We start from the raw sequence: 16,648 nt of genomic DNA on the forward strand, positions 1-16,648 counted from the left end.
TCAGTAGGCCCGCTCGTACTGCGGTGCCACGGCCGGAGACATCTCCACCCCGAGTTCGCGGGCAGCACGCCGTGGCCAGTACGGATCACGCAGTAGTTCGCGCGCCAGCAGCACAGCTGTCGCCTCACCCAGCGAGACGATGTCCTCCGCCTGCTTGGGTTCGGTGATCATGCCGACCGCCGCGGCGGGCATCGTGGTTTCGTTCTGGATTCGCCGTGCGAACGGAACCTGGTAGCCGGGACCGACCGGAATCTTGGCGTGCACGTTTCCACCGGTGGAGGTATCGACCAGATCCACCCCGTGCTCGGTGAGGATCTGCGACAACGCGACGGTCTGATCCGAGGTCCAACTCGGAGCGTCCAATTCGGCTGTGCCTCTGGTGCCCTCAGTATGTTCGGGCTCGTCGAGCCAGTCCGTCGCCGACAGCCGGACGAACACCGGAAGCTCGGCCGGCCACACCTCACGGACCGCGTCGACAACTTCGATCAGCAGACGCGTGCGGCCCGCGAAGTCGCCGCCGTACGAGTCGGTCCGAGTGTTGCTGGCGGGGGACAGGAACTGGTGCAGCAGGTAGCCGTGTGCGCCGTGTATCTCGGCAACCTGAAATCCTGCTTTCAGTGCGCGCTCGGCGGCCGTGCGGAAGTCGTCGACGATCTTCGCGATGTCCTCGGTTGTCGCTTCCCGCGGGGTCGCGTAGTCACCGAACGCAACGGCGCTCGGGCCGACGGTCTCCCAACTTCGGGGGTCATCGGCAGGCAAGGACTTGCCACCCAACCAGGGAGCAGCTGTGGAACCCTTGCGCCCCGCGAGTGCCAGCTGGATGCCCGGGACGGTGCCGAAGGACTTGATCTCGGCCACGATCTTCGCGAGTGCATCGGCCTGGGTGTCGTTCCAGATACCCAGGTCCGACGGACTGATGCGGCCCTCGGGGCTCACCGCGGTGGCTTCGGTGACGATCAGACCGGCACCGCCGATCGCCCGGCTCACCAGGTGGGTGCGATGCCAGTCGCCCGCGACGCCGACGTGCTCGCCCGCGTCGTCGGCCGAGTACTGGCACATCGGTGCCATCCACACGCGATTGGGGAAGGTGACGTTGCGCAGGGTCAGAGGCTCGAACAGCACGCTCACAGGTGGTTCCTCCGGTCGTCGGGCATCGCCGACGGGGAGTCGACGATCTTCACGCTGTGCTGCAACGACGCGGAGATGCAGCTTCATTCCCGTCCCCCATTAGTGTGTAGTTCATGACAGCTTCCGTGACGGCCGAATCGGCGACCACGCCTGCCGACGAGCGTGAGAACGTCCACGCCGCGGCACGACGAGCGCGCAGCGCATCACGCGCGCTCGCACTGCTGACGACTGCAGAAAAGGACGCGGTGCTGCATGCCGCGGCCGACGCGGTCGTCGCTGCGGCGGAGCCGGTGCTGGCGGCGAATGCGGTCGACATCGAGAACGCGCGAGCGGCCGGTACCGACGAGGGGCTGCTGGATCGTCTACGGCTGACTGCGTCGCGCATCGACGGCATCGCCGCAGGATTGCGCCAGGTGGCTGGGTTGCCCGATCCGATCGGCGAGATCATCCGCGGTTCGACTCTGCCCAATGGGCTCGAGATCAGGCAGGTGCGGGTGCCGCTCGGGGTAGTGGGAATGGTCTACGAGGCGCGCCCCAACGTCACCGTCGATGCGTTCGGTCTTGCTTTCAAGTCGGGGAACGCAGTGCTGCTGCGCGGATCGTCGTCGGCGGCGCAGTCCAATGCGGCACTGGTCGACGCCCTGCAGGGAGCGTTGCGCGATCACGGTCTGCCCGAGTCTGCGGTGCAACTGCTGGGGAGTGCGGACCGTGCCACGGTCACCCACCTCATTCAGGCTCGCGGACTGGTGGACGTGGTGATCCCGCGCGGTGGCGCAGGGCTGATCGCTGCCGTCGTGCGTGATGCAACGGTCCCGACCATCGAGACCGGCGTCGGGAACTGCCACGTGTACGTCCACTCCTCGGCCGATCCGGACATTGCCGAGAAGATCGTGCTCAACGCCAAGACCCGCCGGGTCAGTGTCTGCAACGCCGCCGAGACCGTGTTGGTCGACGCTGCTATCGCCGAGACCATGGTGCCGCGGCTGCTGCAGGCGTTCCAGATGCACAGCGTCACGGTGCACGGCGACCTACCGGGGCTGGTTCCGGCTCATGACGAGGACTGGTCTCAGGAGTACCTCTCACTCGATATCGCGCTGAAGGTCGTCGGCGGAATCGACGAGGCGATCGGGCACATCGACCGCTACGGCACCGGTCACACCGAGGCGATCGTCGCTTCGGATCTCGGAGCCGCGCGCGAGTTCACCCGACGGGTCGACGCGGCCGCCGTGATGGTCAACGCGTCCACCGCGTTCACCGACGGTGAGCAATTCGGCTTCGGAGCCGAGATCGGCATCTCCACTCAGAAGCTGCACGCCCGCGGGCCCATGGGGTTGCCCGAACTGACCTCGACGAAATGGACCGTGTGGGGCGACGGGCACGTTCGAGACTGACGCCCGCGCCGTACCGACCAGACCCGATCATCAGGAGTTGTGACGTGGATCGTGCCCTACCGACGACACCCCCGCTGTTCGCCAGCGTGGACGACGTCCTCGAGCGTCTGGCCGACACCGGCTATCTGGCCGACAAGGCCACGGCCACCTCGGTCTTTCTCGCCGACCGCCTCGGCAAGCCGCTGCTGATCGAGGGTCCGGCGGGTGTGGGCAAGACCGAACTCGCCCGGGCCGTGGCACAGACGACCGGTGCCGAACTGGTGCGATTGCAGTGCTACGAGGGTGTCGACGAAGCTCGAGCCCTGTACGAGTGGAACCATGCCAAGCAGATACTGCGCATCCAGTCGGGAACCAGTGCCGATTGGGACTCGACCAAGACGGACGTCTTCTCCGAGGAATTCTTGCTGGCGCGGCCGCTGCTGCAGGCGATTCGCCGCACCGATCCCACCGTCCTGCTCATCGACGAGACCGACAAGGCCGACGTGGAGATCGAGGGGCTGCTGCTCGAGGTCCTCAGCGACTTCGCGATCACCATTCCCGAACTCGGCACGATCACGGCGGAACGCACCCCGTTCGTGGTGCTCACCTCCAACGCCACTCGTGAACTGTCCGAGGCGCTGAAACGTCGCTGCCTGTTCCTGCACCTCGACTTTCCCGACGCAGACCTCGAGCGCCGGATCCTCGCCAGCCGGGTCCCCGAGTTACCCGAGGCGATCGCCGAGCAGATGATCAAGACCGTCCGAGTGCTACGCGGAATGCAGCTCAAGAAGTTGCCGTCGGTGGCCGAGACCATCGACTGGGGCCGCACGCTGTTGGCACTGGGCATGGACACCCTCGACGACGACGCAGTGCGCTCTACGCTGGGAGTGGTGCTCAAGCATCAGTCGGACCAGGTCCGTGCGGCAGCCGAACTACGGCTGAACTGACATGCAGGCCCCGCACGGAATTCCCGGTCACCTCGTCGGCTTCGTCGATGCGCTGCGTCGCCGCGGAATTTCGGTGGGGCCGTCGGAGACCGTCGACGCCGGACGCGTCCTGTCGGTCCTCGACCTGCTCGATCGGGAAGCCGTGCGCGAAGGGCTCGCTTGCTCGCTGCTGCGACGACCGACGCACCGCGGAGTGTTCGACGCCCTGTTCGACCTGTGGTTCCCGGTGGCGTCGGGTACCAGGGACTCGGGGCAGATCGACACTGCGTTGCCCCGCACCGACGCCGGCGAAGTCGACATCGATGCCCTCCGTGAGCTCTTGGTGGATCTGCTCTCGGACGACTCGGCAGAGGCGGCGGAGTTGACCCAGATGCTGGCCGCCCAGATGGTCGAGGAACTCGGTCAGTACAAGTCGTCGAACGGTCCCTCGTTCTCGGCCTATCAGGCCCTGCGTGACGTTGCGCCCGATACGTTGCTTCGCAAGATTCTCGACGGATTGCTCGGTCGCAGCGACGACGCACCGGATCGGCCCAGCGACGACTACGAATCCGAGGTAGCCAAACGTACTGCAGCGCAACGGATTGCAGACCTTCGCAAGATGGTCGAGAGCGAGACGAGGCGGCGGTCGGCAGAAAAGTTGGGCCGTGAGCGGGTAGCGAGCTACGGGGTACCCAAACTCGCCGAGGAAGTCGACTTCCTGCGGGCCTCGGACACGGAGATGGCGGCGCTGCGACGCAACGTCACACCTCTCGCCCGACTGTTGGCCTCACGACTTGCGGTGCGGCGCAGCCGAAGCAGGCACGGCTCCATCGATCTACGTCGCACGCTGCGCAAGTCGATGTCCACAGGAGGCATCCCGATCGATCTGGTCGAGCGCAAGCCTCGTCGAGCCCGCCCCGAACTGGTTGTGCTGTGCGATGTCTCGGGTTCGGTGGCCGGATTCAGTAATTTCACTCTGCTGTTGGTGCACGCACTGCGAGAACAGTTCTCGCGCGTGCGCATCTTCGCGTTCATCGACTCCACCGACGAGGTGACGCGATTCTTCGACTCCGGTTCCGACCTCGGGGCCGCGATGAGCCGCATCATCCGCGAGTCCGATCTGGTGACGTACGACGGGCACTCGGACTACGGCCATGCACTGACGACGTTCGACGAGAAGTATGCGCATGCGGTCACCAGTCGCAGTTCGGTGCTGATTCTGGGCGACGCTCGTACCAATTACCGCGAACCGAAACTGCCGGCGCTGGCGCACATCGTCTCGGTGGCGAAGCATGCGTACTGGCTCAATCCCGAACCGAAATCGCAGTGGGGCTCCGGCGATTCGGCTGCCAAGGTGTATGCCGACGTGATCGCCATGCACGAGTGCCGATCCGCACAGCAACTCGCCACTGTGGTCTCGCGTCTGCTTCCGGTGTGAGGCGTGTGACGCCCGGCGGCTCCCCGGACGTAGAATCGGTGGTTGTGCAGCGCGAATCCGACTCCGGCGACGACACAGGTGGGCAGTCCGTTCGCCGTTTGGGCGTGATGGGCGGCACGTTCGACCCGATTCACCACGGCCACCTGGTCGCCGCCAGTGAAGTGGCGAACAAGTTCGGTTTGGACGAGGTCATCTTCGTCCCCACCGGGACTCCGTGGCAGAAGGAGGGCAGGTCGGTCAGCCCGGCCGAGGATCGCTACCTGATGACGGTCATCGCCACGGCGTCGAATCCTCGGTTCTCGGTGAGTCGGGTCGACGTCGATCGGGAGAAGTCGACCTACACCGTCGACACCCTGAGGGATCTTCGGTCGCAGCACCCGAACGCCGAGCTGTACTTCATCACCGGTGCCGATGCGCTCGAGTCCATCTTGACGTGGCAGAACTGGGAGGAGCTGTTCGAGCTCGCGAAGTTCGTCGGAGTGACGCGTCCGGGGTTCGAGCTCGGCGTCGATCATCTGGCCAACCATCTGCGATCGTTGCCGGCCGACACTCTCACATTGATGGAAATCCCGGCACTCGCGATATCGTCGACGGACTGCCGACGTCGCGCCGGCGAAAATCGGCCGGTCTGGTACCTGGTGCCGGACGGCGTCGTGCAATACATATCGAAGAGAAATCTCTATCGACCTCGAGGCGCGCAACGCCTCGACGGGTCCGTCACCATGTCGGAGCCGGCGCCACAGAAGAAGCAACCGGCAGGGTCGGTCACCAGCGCAGTGACCGCCGACCCGAGCCATACGAGTGGGAGTACACCGAAGTGACTGCAACAGCCGAAGCCGCCGAGATGGCGCGGATCGCCGCGCTCGCAGCCGACGACAAACTGGCCAGCGACGTGGTGATTCTCGACGTCTCCGACCAGCTCTACATCACCGATTGCTTCGTCATCGCCTCCGCGCCCAACGAGCGTCAGGTCAACTCGATCGTGGAGAACATCGAGGACCAGCTGCGTGAGGCCGGACACAAGCCGGTCCGTCGCGAGGGCACCAGGGAAGGCCGTTGGGCACTGCTGGACTACTCCGACATCGTCGTACACGTCCAGCACAACGAGGAGCGCAACTTCTACGCCCTCGAGCGACTGTGGAAGGACTGCCCGACCATCGAGGTTCCCGGTCTCGGACAGCATCCGGCCTCGGAATCGGAGCAATGACCCGACGCCTCATCCTGCTTCGGCACGGTCAGACGGAATACAACGCCACCGACCGTATGCAGGGTCAGCTGGACACCGACCTGTCCGAGCTCGGTCGCACCCAAGCGAAGACGGCCGCTGCGGAGCTGGCGACGCGTGAGCCGATTCGGATCGTCTCTTCCGACCTACGGCGGGCGCTCGACACGGCCATTGCCCTGGGGGACGCTGCCGGGGTTTCGGTGACGCAGGACCAGCGACTACGCGAAACCCATCTCGGCGAGTGGCAGGGTCTCACCCACACCGAGGTCGACGACATCGCACCCGGCGCTCGGCCGGCGTGGCGCGCCGATGCCACCATCGCTCCACCGGGCGGGGAGAGCCGTATCGACGTCGCCCGTCGGAGTGTTCCCTTGGTTCGCGAGCTTCTGAGCGCCGTCCCCGAGTGGGGTGCCGACGGCGACGAGCGACCACTGGTTCTCGTCGCACACGGCGGACTCATCGCGGCACTGAGCGCAGCGTTGCTCGATCTGCCGACCGACCGTTGGCCCGTGCTCGGTGGACTGGCGAACACGAGCTGGGTACAGCTCGGCGCGCACGGAGCGGGTGTCGAGCCGTCCTGGCGGCTGGACGTGTGGAACGCCTCGGCGCGAGTGGCCAGTGACGTCCTCTGACGAGACGGCGGTGCGGCCGGCGCTGCTGGTCCTCGCGGACTCGCTGAGCTATTACGGGCCCGAGGGCGGACTGCCGGTGGACGATCCGCGGCTCTGGCCCAATCTCGTTGCGGCCGAACTCGGTTGGACAGTGGAGTTGGTTGCGCGAATCGGGTGGACCAGCCGTGACGCGTGGTGGGCCCTGACCCAGGACCCGCGCGTATGGGCAGCCATTCCCCGTGCGGGTGCCGTCGTGCTCGCAATCGGCGGCATGGATTCACTTCCGTCGCCGTTGCCGACCGCACTGCGGGAACAGATCAGATACATCAGGCCGCCCGCTCTTCGACGTGTTGTTCGCGCGGGATACCAAGCGGTGCAACCAGTTCTGTCTCATCTGGGTTGGCCCGTGGCGCTGCCGCCGCGGCTCAGCGTCGACTACCTCGAGCAGGCCCGTGCTGCGTTGGCCTACGTGCGTCCCGAGCTCCCCGTCATCGGCACCTATCCGTCGGTGCATCGCTGCGACGCGTACGGCCAGGTGCACTCGGGCCGTGAGCCCGCCGTTCGCGCGTTGCACGCGTGGAGCACGGACAAGAACGTTCCGATGGTCGATCTCGCCGATGCAGTGCGGGCGAACATCGAATCCGAGAACGCCAATCCCGACGGCATCCACTGGGGGTGGGACGCGCACGTCGCGGTGGCCGAGGCGATGCTGGAGGCCCTGCGACCTGTAGCTGCTTCATCCGCAACGACTCCCCGGTCATGACCGTCGCCGTCGTCACCGACTCCTCGTCGTGCCTGCCCGCCGCAGTCGCCGCGGAGAACGGCGTCTCGGTGGTGCCGCTGCATGTGTTGGTGGACGGAATCGACCATCGCGAGGGTGTCGACCAGATCCCCGACCACTCCACTGCGGGCACGCCGGTCACCACATCGGGGGCGTCACCGGGCGAGCTGACCGACGTCTACGCAGCGGCTCTCGAACGCAGTCGGGGAGCCGGTGTCGTGGCCCTGCACATCTCGCGTGGACTCTCGAGCACGTGGGAAGCCGCGCGTCAGGCCGCCGATCAGGTCGGCACCGGCATTCGAGTGGTCGATTCGGCCTCTGCTGGAATGGGATTGGGCTTTGCCGTACTGGCTGCTGCCGAATCGGCTGCCGGGGGAGCGGACCTGGATGCGGTCTATCACGACGCCGTCACCGCGTCGGCGATGTCGAGGTGCTTCATCGTGGTCGATCGTCTCGATCATCTGCGGCGCGGAGGTCGAATCGGTACCGCGGCGGCCCTGCTCGGCACCGCTCTGGCCATGAAGCCGGTGTTACACATCAGCGACGGCACGCTTGTGCTGCGAGAGAAGACGCGGACGTCGTCCAAAGCGCTGAACAAGCTGGTCGACGCGGCTCTCGCAGCCGCGGCCGACGTCGGTGACGATTCGGGGGTTGCGCTTGCCGTGCACCATATGCAGTGCGCGGAGCGCGCCGAGAGCGTCGCTGCCATGCTGGCCTCTCGAATTCCTCGCGTCACCAGCATCGACGTGTTTCCCTTCGGGGCTGTGCTCGGTGCCCATGTCGGTCCAGGCGCTGTCGGGGTGGTCGTAGCTCCGGGCCGGCGATAACCGTGTCGATCACGCGGTTGTCCACACCCGGCGGGGTTGTGCACAGGGCAATTCGTGGCCTGCGTTTTCGTGAGTGAGCTCGATCGCGGGCACTAGCGTCCTGGTGCATGGGTGGCAGCGACGATCGGGCGCATACGGTGGCGCGATTGAACTCCGTGCGCGGACAACACAATTCCATGTCCGTGAACGGTCCGTCCGGAAACGCCCGCAGGCGCGATCACATCGATGCCGACGACGCGAGCCTCGACAGTGCATCCTCGGATCCGGATTGGCTCCTGCCGGCAGCGGACAGACCTGCCACACCGTGGTCCACCCTGCTGCCGCAGCGATGGCGATCTGCCCGCGTGGACCCCGGCCGTCCGGGCGCGTTGGCGTTGGCAGGGGCCGGAGTCTTCGTCGTCCTCGTCGCCGCGTTCGCGGTGTTTCGAGATGCACCGACACCGGCACCTGCGCCGCCGCTGGCGGTCGTTGCCGCCGATCCGATGGAATCCGAGGTCGCAACCGTGCCGGAAGCCGACGTCGAACTGGTCGTGAGCGTCGTCGGTCTCGTCACGAATCCCGGACTGGTCCGGCTGCAACCGGGTTCGCGAATCGCCGACGCACTGGCCGCAGCGGGAGGACCGGTCGAGGGCGCCGACCTGATGGCGCTCAACATGGCCGCACGAGTCGCCGACGGTGATCAGATCGTCGTCGGTGTGGTGCCGCCACAGGCTGCCCCGCCGTTGAGCAGTACGACCTCGGTCGAGGGTCCGGCGACCGCGGGCGGGGCGCAGGCCGGTCCCGAGGGCTCCGCACCGGCCGGGACGGTCGACCTCAATGCCGCCACCGTCGCCGAACTGGACGCCCTGCCCGGTGTCGGGCCGGTGACCGCCACATCCATCGTCGGTTGGCGAGAAACCAACGGCCGCTTCCTCACCGTGGACCAACTCGCCGAAGTGGACGGCATCGGGCCCGGCAGGTTGGCAAAGATCCGCGACCTGGTTCGCGTCGAATGACGACGGCTGCCGCGTCGTCGCCGCCGGCGCAGGCAGAGGAGTTCCTGCCGTTCGACGTACGCCTGGTTCCGGCCACGCTGGCGTGTTGGTCCATCACCGCGATCGGAATTCTCGGTGGCCCCGGCGCGGCTGTGGTGGCCACATCATCGACGATCGTCGTGGCTCTGTTCGGTTCTCTCGCGCTGCGTCGGTTCTCGGCGCGCCGCGCCGCGTCAGGACCCAGCTGGGCGGGCGTGGCTGCGGTCGTTGTGCTCGCGTTGTGTTTCGGTGGAGCGATCTGGCTCCAGACGCGCTCGATAGCAGAGCATCCCGTGGCTGCGGCGGCGGAGAGCCGGGCGTGGATCACCGCGTCGGTGCAGTTGGAAGAGGACCCGCGACGTCTGACGGCTCCCGGCCCCGCGATGGTGATGCTGAAGGCAGAGTTGACTCGGGTCGATGTGGGCGGCGAGGCGCTGAACGTCGGTGGGAGGGTGTCGATCATCGCGCCGGAATCGAGTTGGGCGGGCCTGCTGCCGGGCCAGCGGATCACCGTTCGGGGCAGGCTCGGTGAGCCGATCAGACCGGACATGAGCGTGGCCGTCATCCGCACCTCGGCTCCACCCGTCACCGCGGACGAGCCCGGTTCGATCTCTGCCGCAGCCGGCACCTTCCGGTCGAATCTGGCTGAGGTAGCGCAGAATTCGATGCCGCCGGACCGTGCAGGTCTGCTCCCCGGTCTCGTGGTCGGGGATGTCTCGCGGTTGGACGAGACGGTCACCGAGAACTTCCGGGCGGCCGGGCTGACGCACTTGACGGCTGTGTCCGGCGCGAATTTTTCCATCGTGATCGGCGCGGTGCTGTTGGTGTTGCGGGGCATCGGAATCGGGCCCCGGGCCACGGTCGCGGTGGCGTTCGTCGTACTCGTGGCGTTCGTGATCGTGGCCCGGCCGTCACCGAGTGTGCTGCGCGCCGCGGTGATGGGGTCGATCGGCCTGCTCGCCCTCGTCACCGGCAGACGGCGGCAGGCGGTTCCTGCGCTGTGCGGGGCGGTGCTGGGGTTGATCGCATGGTGGCCGAGGTTGGCGGTGGACGTCGGATTCGTGCTGTCGGTGGTAGCGACGGCCGGACTGGTACTGGTCGCACCGATCTGGGTCGATCGGCTCCGAGCCCGCGGTTGGCCGCGAGCTGCCGCCGAGGTGGTGGCGGTCGCCGCGGCCGCACACGCGGTGACGGCACCCGTGGTCGCGGCAATGACGGGAACCGTCAGTGTGGTGGGCATCGCTGCGAATGTGTTGGCGGCACCGGTCGTCGCCCCCATCACCGTGGTGGGCATCGTGACAGCTGTGATCGCTACCGTCAGCGGCACGCTCGCGGAACTGGTGGCGCAGTTGGCGTCGGCACCGCTGTGGTGGCTGATCGCGGTGGCAGAGGAGGCTGCGTCGGTGCCGGTAGCGGGTGTCGTGGTACCCGACGGTGTCCGGGGAGCCGTGCTGGCAGTGCTCGGAACGGTCGCGCTGCTGTCGGCGTTGCGGTTCACCGTGTTCCGATGGGTTGCGGCGGTGGTGGCGCTTGCAGTCCTGGCGATGTGGACGGCGGCTGTGTTGTGGTGAGTGCTCGGGCTGTGGTGGGTGCTCGGAAAGAAGCGGATGCTCGCTGTGTCGGCCCCACATGGCACGATCACGGGTGTGACTTCGAGTGTGGCTCCTCTGCATCTGGTTCTCGGCGACGAGGAACTGCTGATGGATCGCGCGGTAGCGGCGATCGTGGCGCAGGTCCGTGCGAATGCCGCCATTCCCGGGGAGGACCTGCCAGTCACTCGGTTGCGCACCGGCGACGCCAGCGCCCCCGAACTTGCCGAACTGCTCAGCCCGTCACTGTTCGCAGAGGATCGCGTCGTCGTGCTCGAGGCCGCGGCCGAGGCGGGCAAGGACGCTGCGGCGCTCGTACTCGACGCTGCCACCGATCCGCCCGAGGGAGCAGTCGTCGTGGTGATGCACTCCGGCGGCGGCCGGGCCAAGGCCATGGTCGGTGCTCTGCAGAAGTGCGGAGCGCAGGTATACGAGTGCGCCAAGCTCACCAAGCCTGCCGAACGCATCGACTTCGTGCGCGGTGAGTTCCGTGCCGCAGACATTCGGGTGAGCAGCGAGGTGATCGAGGCCGTCGTCGAGTCCGTCGGCAACGAACTTCGTGAATTGGCCTCGGCCTGTTCGCAATTGGTCTCCGACACCGGAGGTAAGGTCGATCTGGCCGCGGTTCGTCGTTACTACTCGGGCAAGGCCGAGGTCTCCGGATTCGACGTCGCCGACAAAGCGGTGATCGGTGACGAGGCGGGCGCGCTCGAGGCGGTTCGCTGGGCGATGCACCGGGGCGTGGCGCACGTGCTGCTCGCCGACGCCCTGGCCGATGCGGTGCGCACCATCGCACTCGTCGGTTCGGCCGGTCGCGGCGACCCGTTCCGAATGGCAGGCGAACTGGGTATGCCGCCGTGGAAGATCAAGAAGGCGCAGGGTCAGGCACGCGGCTGGAACGGTCGATCGATCGCGCAGGCGCTGCGGGTGGTGGCGCAACTGAACGCAGACGTCAAAGGTCAAGCAGCGGACGCGGACTACGCGGTGGAAAGGGCGGTCGCGGAGGTCGCGGCGCTGGGCAGATAGAAAGGCGCTGGGCAGATAGTAACTCGGCGCACGAGAAGAGCCCGCCGCATCCTCGTCGGATGCAGCGGGCTCGAGCTCAGCTCAGTGGTGAATCAGAGCTTGTTGACTGCGAGAGCCAGTGCCGACTTCTTGTTGGCTGCCTGGTTCTTGTGGATGACGCCCTTGCTGGCGGCCTTGTCGAGCTTGCGGCCTGCGTCGAGGAGAATCTCGGAAGCCTTGTCCTTGTCGCCCGCAGCCTGTGCCTCGCGGAACGAGCGGATGACGGTACGAAGGGAGGACTTCACCGACTGGTTGCGCAGGCGTGCACGCTCGTTGGTGAGAATCCGCTTCTTCTGGGACTTGATATTGGCCACGCGTAAAATCCTTGTCGTCTTCGTCGGTATTCCGGTCAGGGCGATCCATGCTGGAATGCCCGAAGTCTGCTGCTGAGCGTTGGAGCCCTGCGCCGAAGATCGAGAATACCAGCACGGGCGGTCAGAACCCAATCCGGCGTGGGGTGACGATGCGTTTCAAGAAATTAACGCTTCTACCGCGCCTAACTCCTGTCTCTGTAGCAACATGGCCAGAATGAGTCCGCGATCGGCAACGCCTGCCACCACCAAGGCCAAAGCGACCAAAACCAAGTCGGCGGATCGTGTCGAACCCGAGGTCGACGGGGTATTCGGGGGATACTCCGACGTCGGAAAGTACAGTCTCGCCTTCGACGAGATGTTCGACGCGGACGGGCGAACCAGAACTCCGTACAAGGGCATTCACACCGCACTCGCCCCGGCCAACGCCGCCGATCTGGACGCGAGATCCGACGCGCTGGGTCGAGCATTCGTCGACCAGGGAATCACGTTCTCCCTGTCCGGCCAGGAGCGGCCGTTTCCCCTCGACCAGGTTCCCCGCGTCATCGCGGCAGGGGAGTGGACACGGCTCGAGCGCGGCATCAAGCAGCGCGTCAAGGCGCTCGAGATGTTTCTTGCCGACATCTACGGCGATCAGGAGATCCTGCGCGACGGCGTCGTCCCGAAGCGGCTGATCACATCCTGTGAGCACTTCCACCGCGAGGCGGTGGGCATCACACCACCGAACGGCGTGCGCATCCATGTCGCCGGAATCGACCTGGTCCGTGACGCGCAGGGCACGTTCCGCGTTCTCGAGGACAACCTGCGCTCGCCGTCGGGTGTGTCCTATGTCATGGAGAACCGGCGCACCATGGCTCGGGTGTTCCCCGACCTGTTCGCCAGTCACCGTGTTCGGGCCGTCGGCGACTACGCCTCGCACCTGCTGCGCGCGCTCCGCTCCGCTGCTGCACTGAACGAGGCCGACCCGACAGTGGTCGTGCTGACCCCCGGCGTGGCGAACTCGGCTTATTTCGAGCACTCACTGCTGGCCCGACTGATGGGCGTCGAGCTCGTCGAGGGACGCGACCTGTTTTGCCGAGACAACATCGTCTACATGCGCACCACCGAGGGTGAGCGTCAGGTCGACGTCATCTATCGACGCATCGACGACGACTACCTCGACCCCATGCAATTCCGGCCGGATTCGGTGCTCGGCGTGGCCGGCCTCGTCAATGCCGCGCGCGCAGGCAATGTCGTGATCTCGAGTGCCGTCGGAAACGGCGTCGGCGACGACAAACTGGTCTACACCTACGTGCCCACGATCATCGACTACTACATGGGCGAGAAGCCGTTGCTCGCCAACGTCGACACGTTCCGGTGCTGGCTCGACGACGAGTGCGAGGAAGTGCTCGACCGCATCGACGAGTTGGTCATCAAGCCGGTGGAAGGGTCTGGCGGTTACGGCATCGTCTTCGGCCCGGACGCCTCGCCGAAGGAACTGGCGACCATCAGCAAGAAGGTTCGCGCAGATCCGCGCGGCTGGATCGCGCAGCCTGTCGTGCAGCTGTCGACGGTGCCGACCAAGATCGGCGACCGGTTGGTTCCCCGGCACGTCGACCTGCGGCCGTTCGCGGTCAACGACGGCGACGACGTGTGGGTGTTGCCCGGAGGCCTGACCCGCGTCGCCCTTCCGGAAGGGTCCCTGGTGGTCAATTCGAGCCAGGGCGGCGGCAGCAAGGACACCTGGGTATTGGCCACGCGAACCTCGCAGGAGGAGCAGGAGCTGGCGGGTGAGGAGATCGTCAGCGTTCCGCCGGAGTCGCCGATGGTCGAGCAGGGCCCGGAGCTGACGATGGACCAGCAGATGAATCAGCAACAGCAGCAGCAGCAACAACAACAGCAGGTCACGAACTCGGACTCGAACGGCGGTGGACAGTAAATGCTCGCGCGCAACGCAGAGTCGCTCTACTGGATCGGGCGGTACGTCGAGAGAGCGGACGACACGGCCCGCATTCTCGATGTCACCGTCCACCAGCTTCTCGAAGACGCCACGGTCGATCCCGACCACATCTCGCGAGTGCTGTTGCGAGTACTCGGGTTCAAACACGAGCCGGACGTCTCGCTCGACGTGTGGTCACTCACCGAACTGGTGGCCTTCAGCCGTGACGGACTTGGCTCCATCGTCGACTCGTTGTCGAGTGCACGCGAAAATGCCCGCGGCGCACGCGAAGTCACGTCCAGCGAGATGTGGGAGTGCTTGAACACCACCTACAACGGGCTGAACGAGCGCATCAGGGCGTCCAAGCGCACCGGCCCGGCCGAGTTCTTCAGCTACATCGAGGAGCGGGCCGCGATGTTCGCCGGTCTCGCCGATTCCACGCTCAGCCACGACGACGGCTATCGCTTCCTCCTGCTCGGTCGCTCGGTCGAGCGCATCGACATGATCGTGCGGCTGCTGCTCTCGCGCGCAGGCGATCGACCGTCGTCGCCGGCCTGGGTCACCGTGCTGCGATCCGCAGGTGCTCACGACACCTACCTGCGCACCTACCGCGGCGCGCTCGACGCCCAGCGCGTTCTCGAATTCATGTTGCTGGACAGGCTCTTCCCGCGTTCGGTGTTCTACGCACTCAACGAGGCGGAACGTTCGCTCGATCAGCTCGATCATCAGCCCAACAGTCGAGTAGGTGCGCGTGCCGAAGCTCAGCGTCTACTCGGTCGCGCCCGCAGCGAACTCGAGTTCCTGCGTCCCGGTGAAATTCTCGACGATCTGCAGGAGCGCTTGCTCTCGCTGCAGGAAACCTGCCGTGAACTCGGTGAGGCGATCTCCAAGCAGTACTTCCACGCCGCTCCGTGGGTTGCGTGGACGGACGCCGGCTCCGGAACATTCGAAGATCAATTGGAAGGTGAACTGTGAGCTGGCGTATGCGTGTCGTACACACCACGGGCTATCAGTACGACGCACCGGTGACCTCGTCCTACAACGAAGCTCGGCTGACGCCGCGAAGTGACAACCGGCAGAACGTCATTCTGAACCGGGTCGAGACCAACCCGGTGACGCGGTCCTACCGCTACACCGACTACTGGGGTACGGCGGTGACGGCGTTCGATCTGCACGCACCGCACACCGAGCTCGAGGTCACCGGTTCGTCGGTGGTCGAGACCGATCCATTCGTCTACCCCGACGAGAACGCGTCCTGGGAGGAACTGGCAAGCGATCCGGTCACCGACCGCTTCAACGAGGTGCTCGACAACACGGTCTACGTGCCCAAGAATCGTCAACTCGCCTCGGTGGCGAAGAAGCTCTCGAAGGGACTACCGCCGCAGGAATCGGTTGTCGAGATCTCGAACTGGGTCAACCAGGAGATGTCGTACGTGCCGGGCACCACGGGCGTACACACCTCGGCCGTCGAGGCGTGGTCGGAGAAGAAGGGCGTGTGCCAGGACTACGCCCACCTGACCTTGTTGATGCTGCGCAGCATCGGTATCCCCAGCCGGTACGTCTCGGGATACCTGCACCCGAAGAAGCAGGCTGCGATCGGCGCGACCGTCGAGGGCCAGAGCCACGCCTGGATCGAGGCATGGACCGGTGCCTGGTGGGGCTACGACCCGACCAACGCGATCGCCGTCAACGAGCAGCACGTCTCGGTGGGACTCGGCCGCGACTACGCCGACGTGCCTCCACTCAAGGGCATCTTCTCCGGCGGCGGTTCGACGGCTCTCGACGTGGTCGTGGAGATCACCCGACTGGCCTAGCGTCGTGCGCGTTGTGCGTAGCTGGGGCTACGCACAACGCGGACGACTCAGTTCCAGCCGAAATCGCGACGCAATCGGGTTGCGACCGAATCGAATTGGGACTTGCTCAAAATCGCGCCCTCGCGGCGGATACCGTCCTCGGGCACGTCGAGAACGCGATCGAGGCGAATCCAGCTCGGTCGACCCTCGGCGTCCCAGGAACCGGATCCGATCGACTGCCAGTCGCGATCGCCGTCGCGGCTGCTCTGGCTCGAGAGCATCAGGCCGAGCAGATCGTTGCCCTCGCGGCCGATGACCAACACGGGGCGATCCTTGCCCTGACTGGCGTCTTCTTCGTAGGTCACCCAGGTCCAGACGATTTCGCCCGGATCGGCCTTGCCGTCCAGATCCGGGGAGTACTCGATGGTGCGAGCGCGCTGGGCCGTCGGCCTTGTCTGTGACGCCACCGGGCGGCCGGGACGCGGAGCCGGAGCAGCCGTGTTCGTCGTCGTTCCACTGATCGCGTCCTTGCCCTTCTGCAGGGCACCGGACTTCTGTAGTTGACGGAACAGTCGAGGGCCCTCGCGCAGTGCGATCTTGCCCAGTTCCTTGCCGAATCTGCTCCAGTTGCCAGCCATGCGGCAGAGTCTAGC

General features: G+C 66.0%; 17 protein-coding genes. 14 read left to right on the forward strand and 3 right to left on the reverse strand.

The window, feature by feature from the left end:
- Positions 1–1,128 (reverse strand): NADH:flavin oxidoreductase/NADH oxidase, encoded by a 1,128-nt coding sequence (locus CH275_RS14200; protein ID WP_179276162.1) that lies wholly within the window; start codon positions 1,126–1,128, stop codon positions 1–3.
- 113 nt (positions 1,129–1,241) lie between these two features.
- On the opposite strand from CH275_RS14200, the gene CH275_RS14205 reads away from it, so the two are divergent.
- The 11 genes from CH275_RS14205 (at position 1,242) to holA (ending at position 11,934) form a co-directional block, all read left to right on the forward strand.
- Positions 1,242–2,519: a glutamate-5-semialdehyde dehydrogenase gene (locus CH275_RS14205; RefSeq protein WP_094678983.1), complete on the forward strand. Its 1,278-nt coding sequence runs from the start codon at positions 1,242–1,244 to the stop codon at positions 2,517–2,519.
- A gap of 44 nt (positions 2,520–2,563) precedes the next feature.
- Positions 2,564–3,445, forward strand: a complete 882-nt coding sequence (locus CH275_RS14210) for an AAA family ATPase (RefSeq protein WP_094678984.1) — start codon at positions 2,564–2,566, stop codon at positions 3,443–3,445.
- A gap of 1 nt (position 3,446) precedes the next feature.
- Positions 3,447–4,862, forward strand: a complete 1,416-nt coding sequence (locus tag CH275_RS14215) for a vWA domain-containing protein (RefSeq protein WP_094678985.1) — start codon at positions 3,447–3,449, stop codon at positions 4,860–4,862.
- Between the two features lie 107 nt (positions 4,863–4,969).
- A complete protein-coding gene (gene nadD / locus CH275_RS14220; RefSeq protein ID WP_373453714.1) occupies positions 4,970–5,683 on the forward strand; it encodes a nicotinate-nucleotide adenylyltransferase in 714 nt (237 codons plus the stop codon).
- Positions 5,680–6,069, forward strand: coding sequence for a ribosome silencing factor (gene rsfS, locus CH275_RS14225; protein ID WP_094678987.1), 390 nt, complete (start codon positions 5,680–5,682; stop codon positions 6,067–6,069). The genes nadD and rsfS overlap by 4 nt, the downstream gene beginning before the upstream one ends.
- Positions 6,066–6,719 carry a histidine phosphatase family protein gene (locus CH275_RS14230; protein WP_094678988.1) on the forward strand — a complete coding sequence of 218 codons (654 nt, stop codon included), beginning with the start codon at positions 6,066–6,068 and terminating at the stop codon, positions 6,717–6,719. The genes rsfS and CH275_RS14230 overlap by 4 nt, the downstream gene beginning before the upstream one ends.
- A complete protein-coding gene (gene octT, locus CH275_RS14235) occupies positions 6,706–7,461 on the forward strand; it encodes a diglucosylglycerate octanoyltransferase (RefSeq protein ID WP_094678989.1) in 756 nt (251 codons plus the stop codon). Before CH275_RS14230 ends, octT begins: the two co-directional genes overlap by 14 nt.
- Complete coding sequence (locus CH275_RS14240; protein WP_094678990.1) at positions 7,458–8,306, forward strand: DegV family protein; 849 nt, start codon at positions 7,458–7,460, stop codon at positions 8,304–8,306. The genes octT and CH275_RS14240 overlap by 4 nt, the downstream gene beginning before the upstream one ends.
- Positions 8,307–8,413: 107 nt before the next feature.
- Entirely contained in the window at positions 8,414–9,301 is an 888-nt protein-coding gene (locus CH275_RS14245) for a helix-hairpin-helix domain-containing protein (RefSeq protein ID WP_218828789.1), read from the forward strand.
- Positions 9,298–10,890, forward strand: coding sequence for a ComEC/Rec2 family competence protein (locus CH275_RS14250; RefSeq protein WP_094678991.1), 1,593 nt, complete (start codon positions 9,298–9,300; stop codon positions 10,888–10,890). The genes CH275_RS14245 and CH275_RS14250 overlap by 4 nt, the downstream gene beginning before the upstream one ends.
- 36 nt (positions 10,891–10,926) lie before the next feature.
- Positions 10,927–11,934: a DNA polymerase III subunit delta gene (holA, locus tag CH275_RS14255; RefSeq protein WP_094679274.1), complete on the forward strand. Its 1,008-nt coding sequence runs from the start codon at positions 10,927–10,929 to the stop codon at positions 11,932–11,934.
- 92 nt (positions 11,935–12,026) lie between these two features.
- Here holA and rpsT read toward each other — a convergent pair whose 3' ends face one another.
- A complete protein-coding gene (gene rpsT / locus CH275_RS14260; RefSeq protein ID WP_027497522.1) occupies positions 12,027–12,287 on the reverse strand; it encodes a 30S ribosomal protein S20 in 261 nt (86 codons plus the stop codon).
- A gap of 214 nt (positions 12,288–12,501) precedes the next feature.
- On the opposite strand from rpsT, the gene CH275_RS14265 reads away from it, so the two are divergent.
- Genes CH275_RS14265 through CH275_RS14275 form a run of 3 tightly spaced genes read left to right on the forward strand, consistent with a single transcriptional unit; the run spans position 12,502 to position 16,016 of the window.
- On the forward strand, positions 12,502–14,202 hold the full coding sequence (locus CH275_RS14265; RefSeq protein WP_373453709.1) for a circularly permuted type 2 ATP-grasp protein: 1,701 nt from the start codon (positions 12,502–12,504) through the stop codon (positions 14,200–14,202).
- The gene (locus CH275_RS14270; RefSeq protein ID WP_032379188.1) at positions 14,203–15,177 is read left to right on the forward strand and encodes an alpha-E domain-containing protein; all 975 of its coding nucleotides are present in this window, start codon (positions 14,203–14,205) and stop codon (positions 15,175–15,177) included.
- Between the two features lie 8 nt (positions 15,178–15,185).
- The gene (locus CH275_RS14275) at positions 15,186–16,016 is read left to right on the forward strand and encodes a transglutaminase family protein (RefSeq protein ID WP_032379187.1); all 831 of its coding nucleotides are present in this window, start codon (positions 15,186–15,188) and stop codon (positions 16,014–16,016) included.
- 47 nt (positions 16,017–16,063) lie between these two features.
- On the opposite strand, the gene CH275_RS14280 is transcribed toward CH275_RS14275, so the two are convergent.
- Positions 16,064–16,633 carry a type II toxin-antitoxin system PemK/MazF family toxin gene (locus CH275_RS14280; protein ID WP_094678992.1) on the reverse strand — a complete coding sequence of 190 codons (570 nt, stop codon included), beginning with the start codon at positions 16,631–16,633 and terminating at the stop codon, positions 16,064–16,066.
- Positions 16,634–16,648: the final 15 nt, after the last annotated feature.

It is taken from the genome of Rhodococcus sp. 06-235-1A (assembly GCF_002258785.1).
Taxonomy (GTDB): domain Bacteria; phylum Actinomycetota; class Actinomycetes; order Mycobacteriales; family Mycobacteriaceae; genus Rhodococcoides.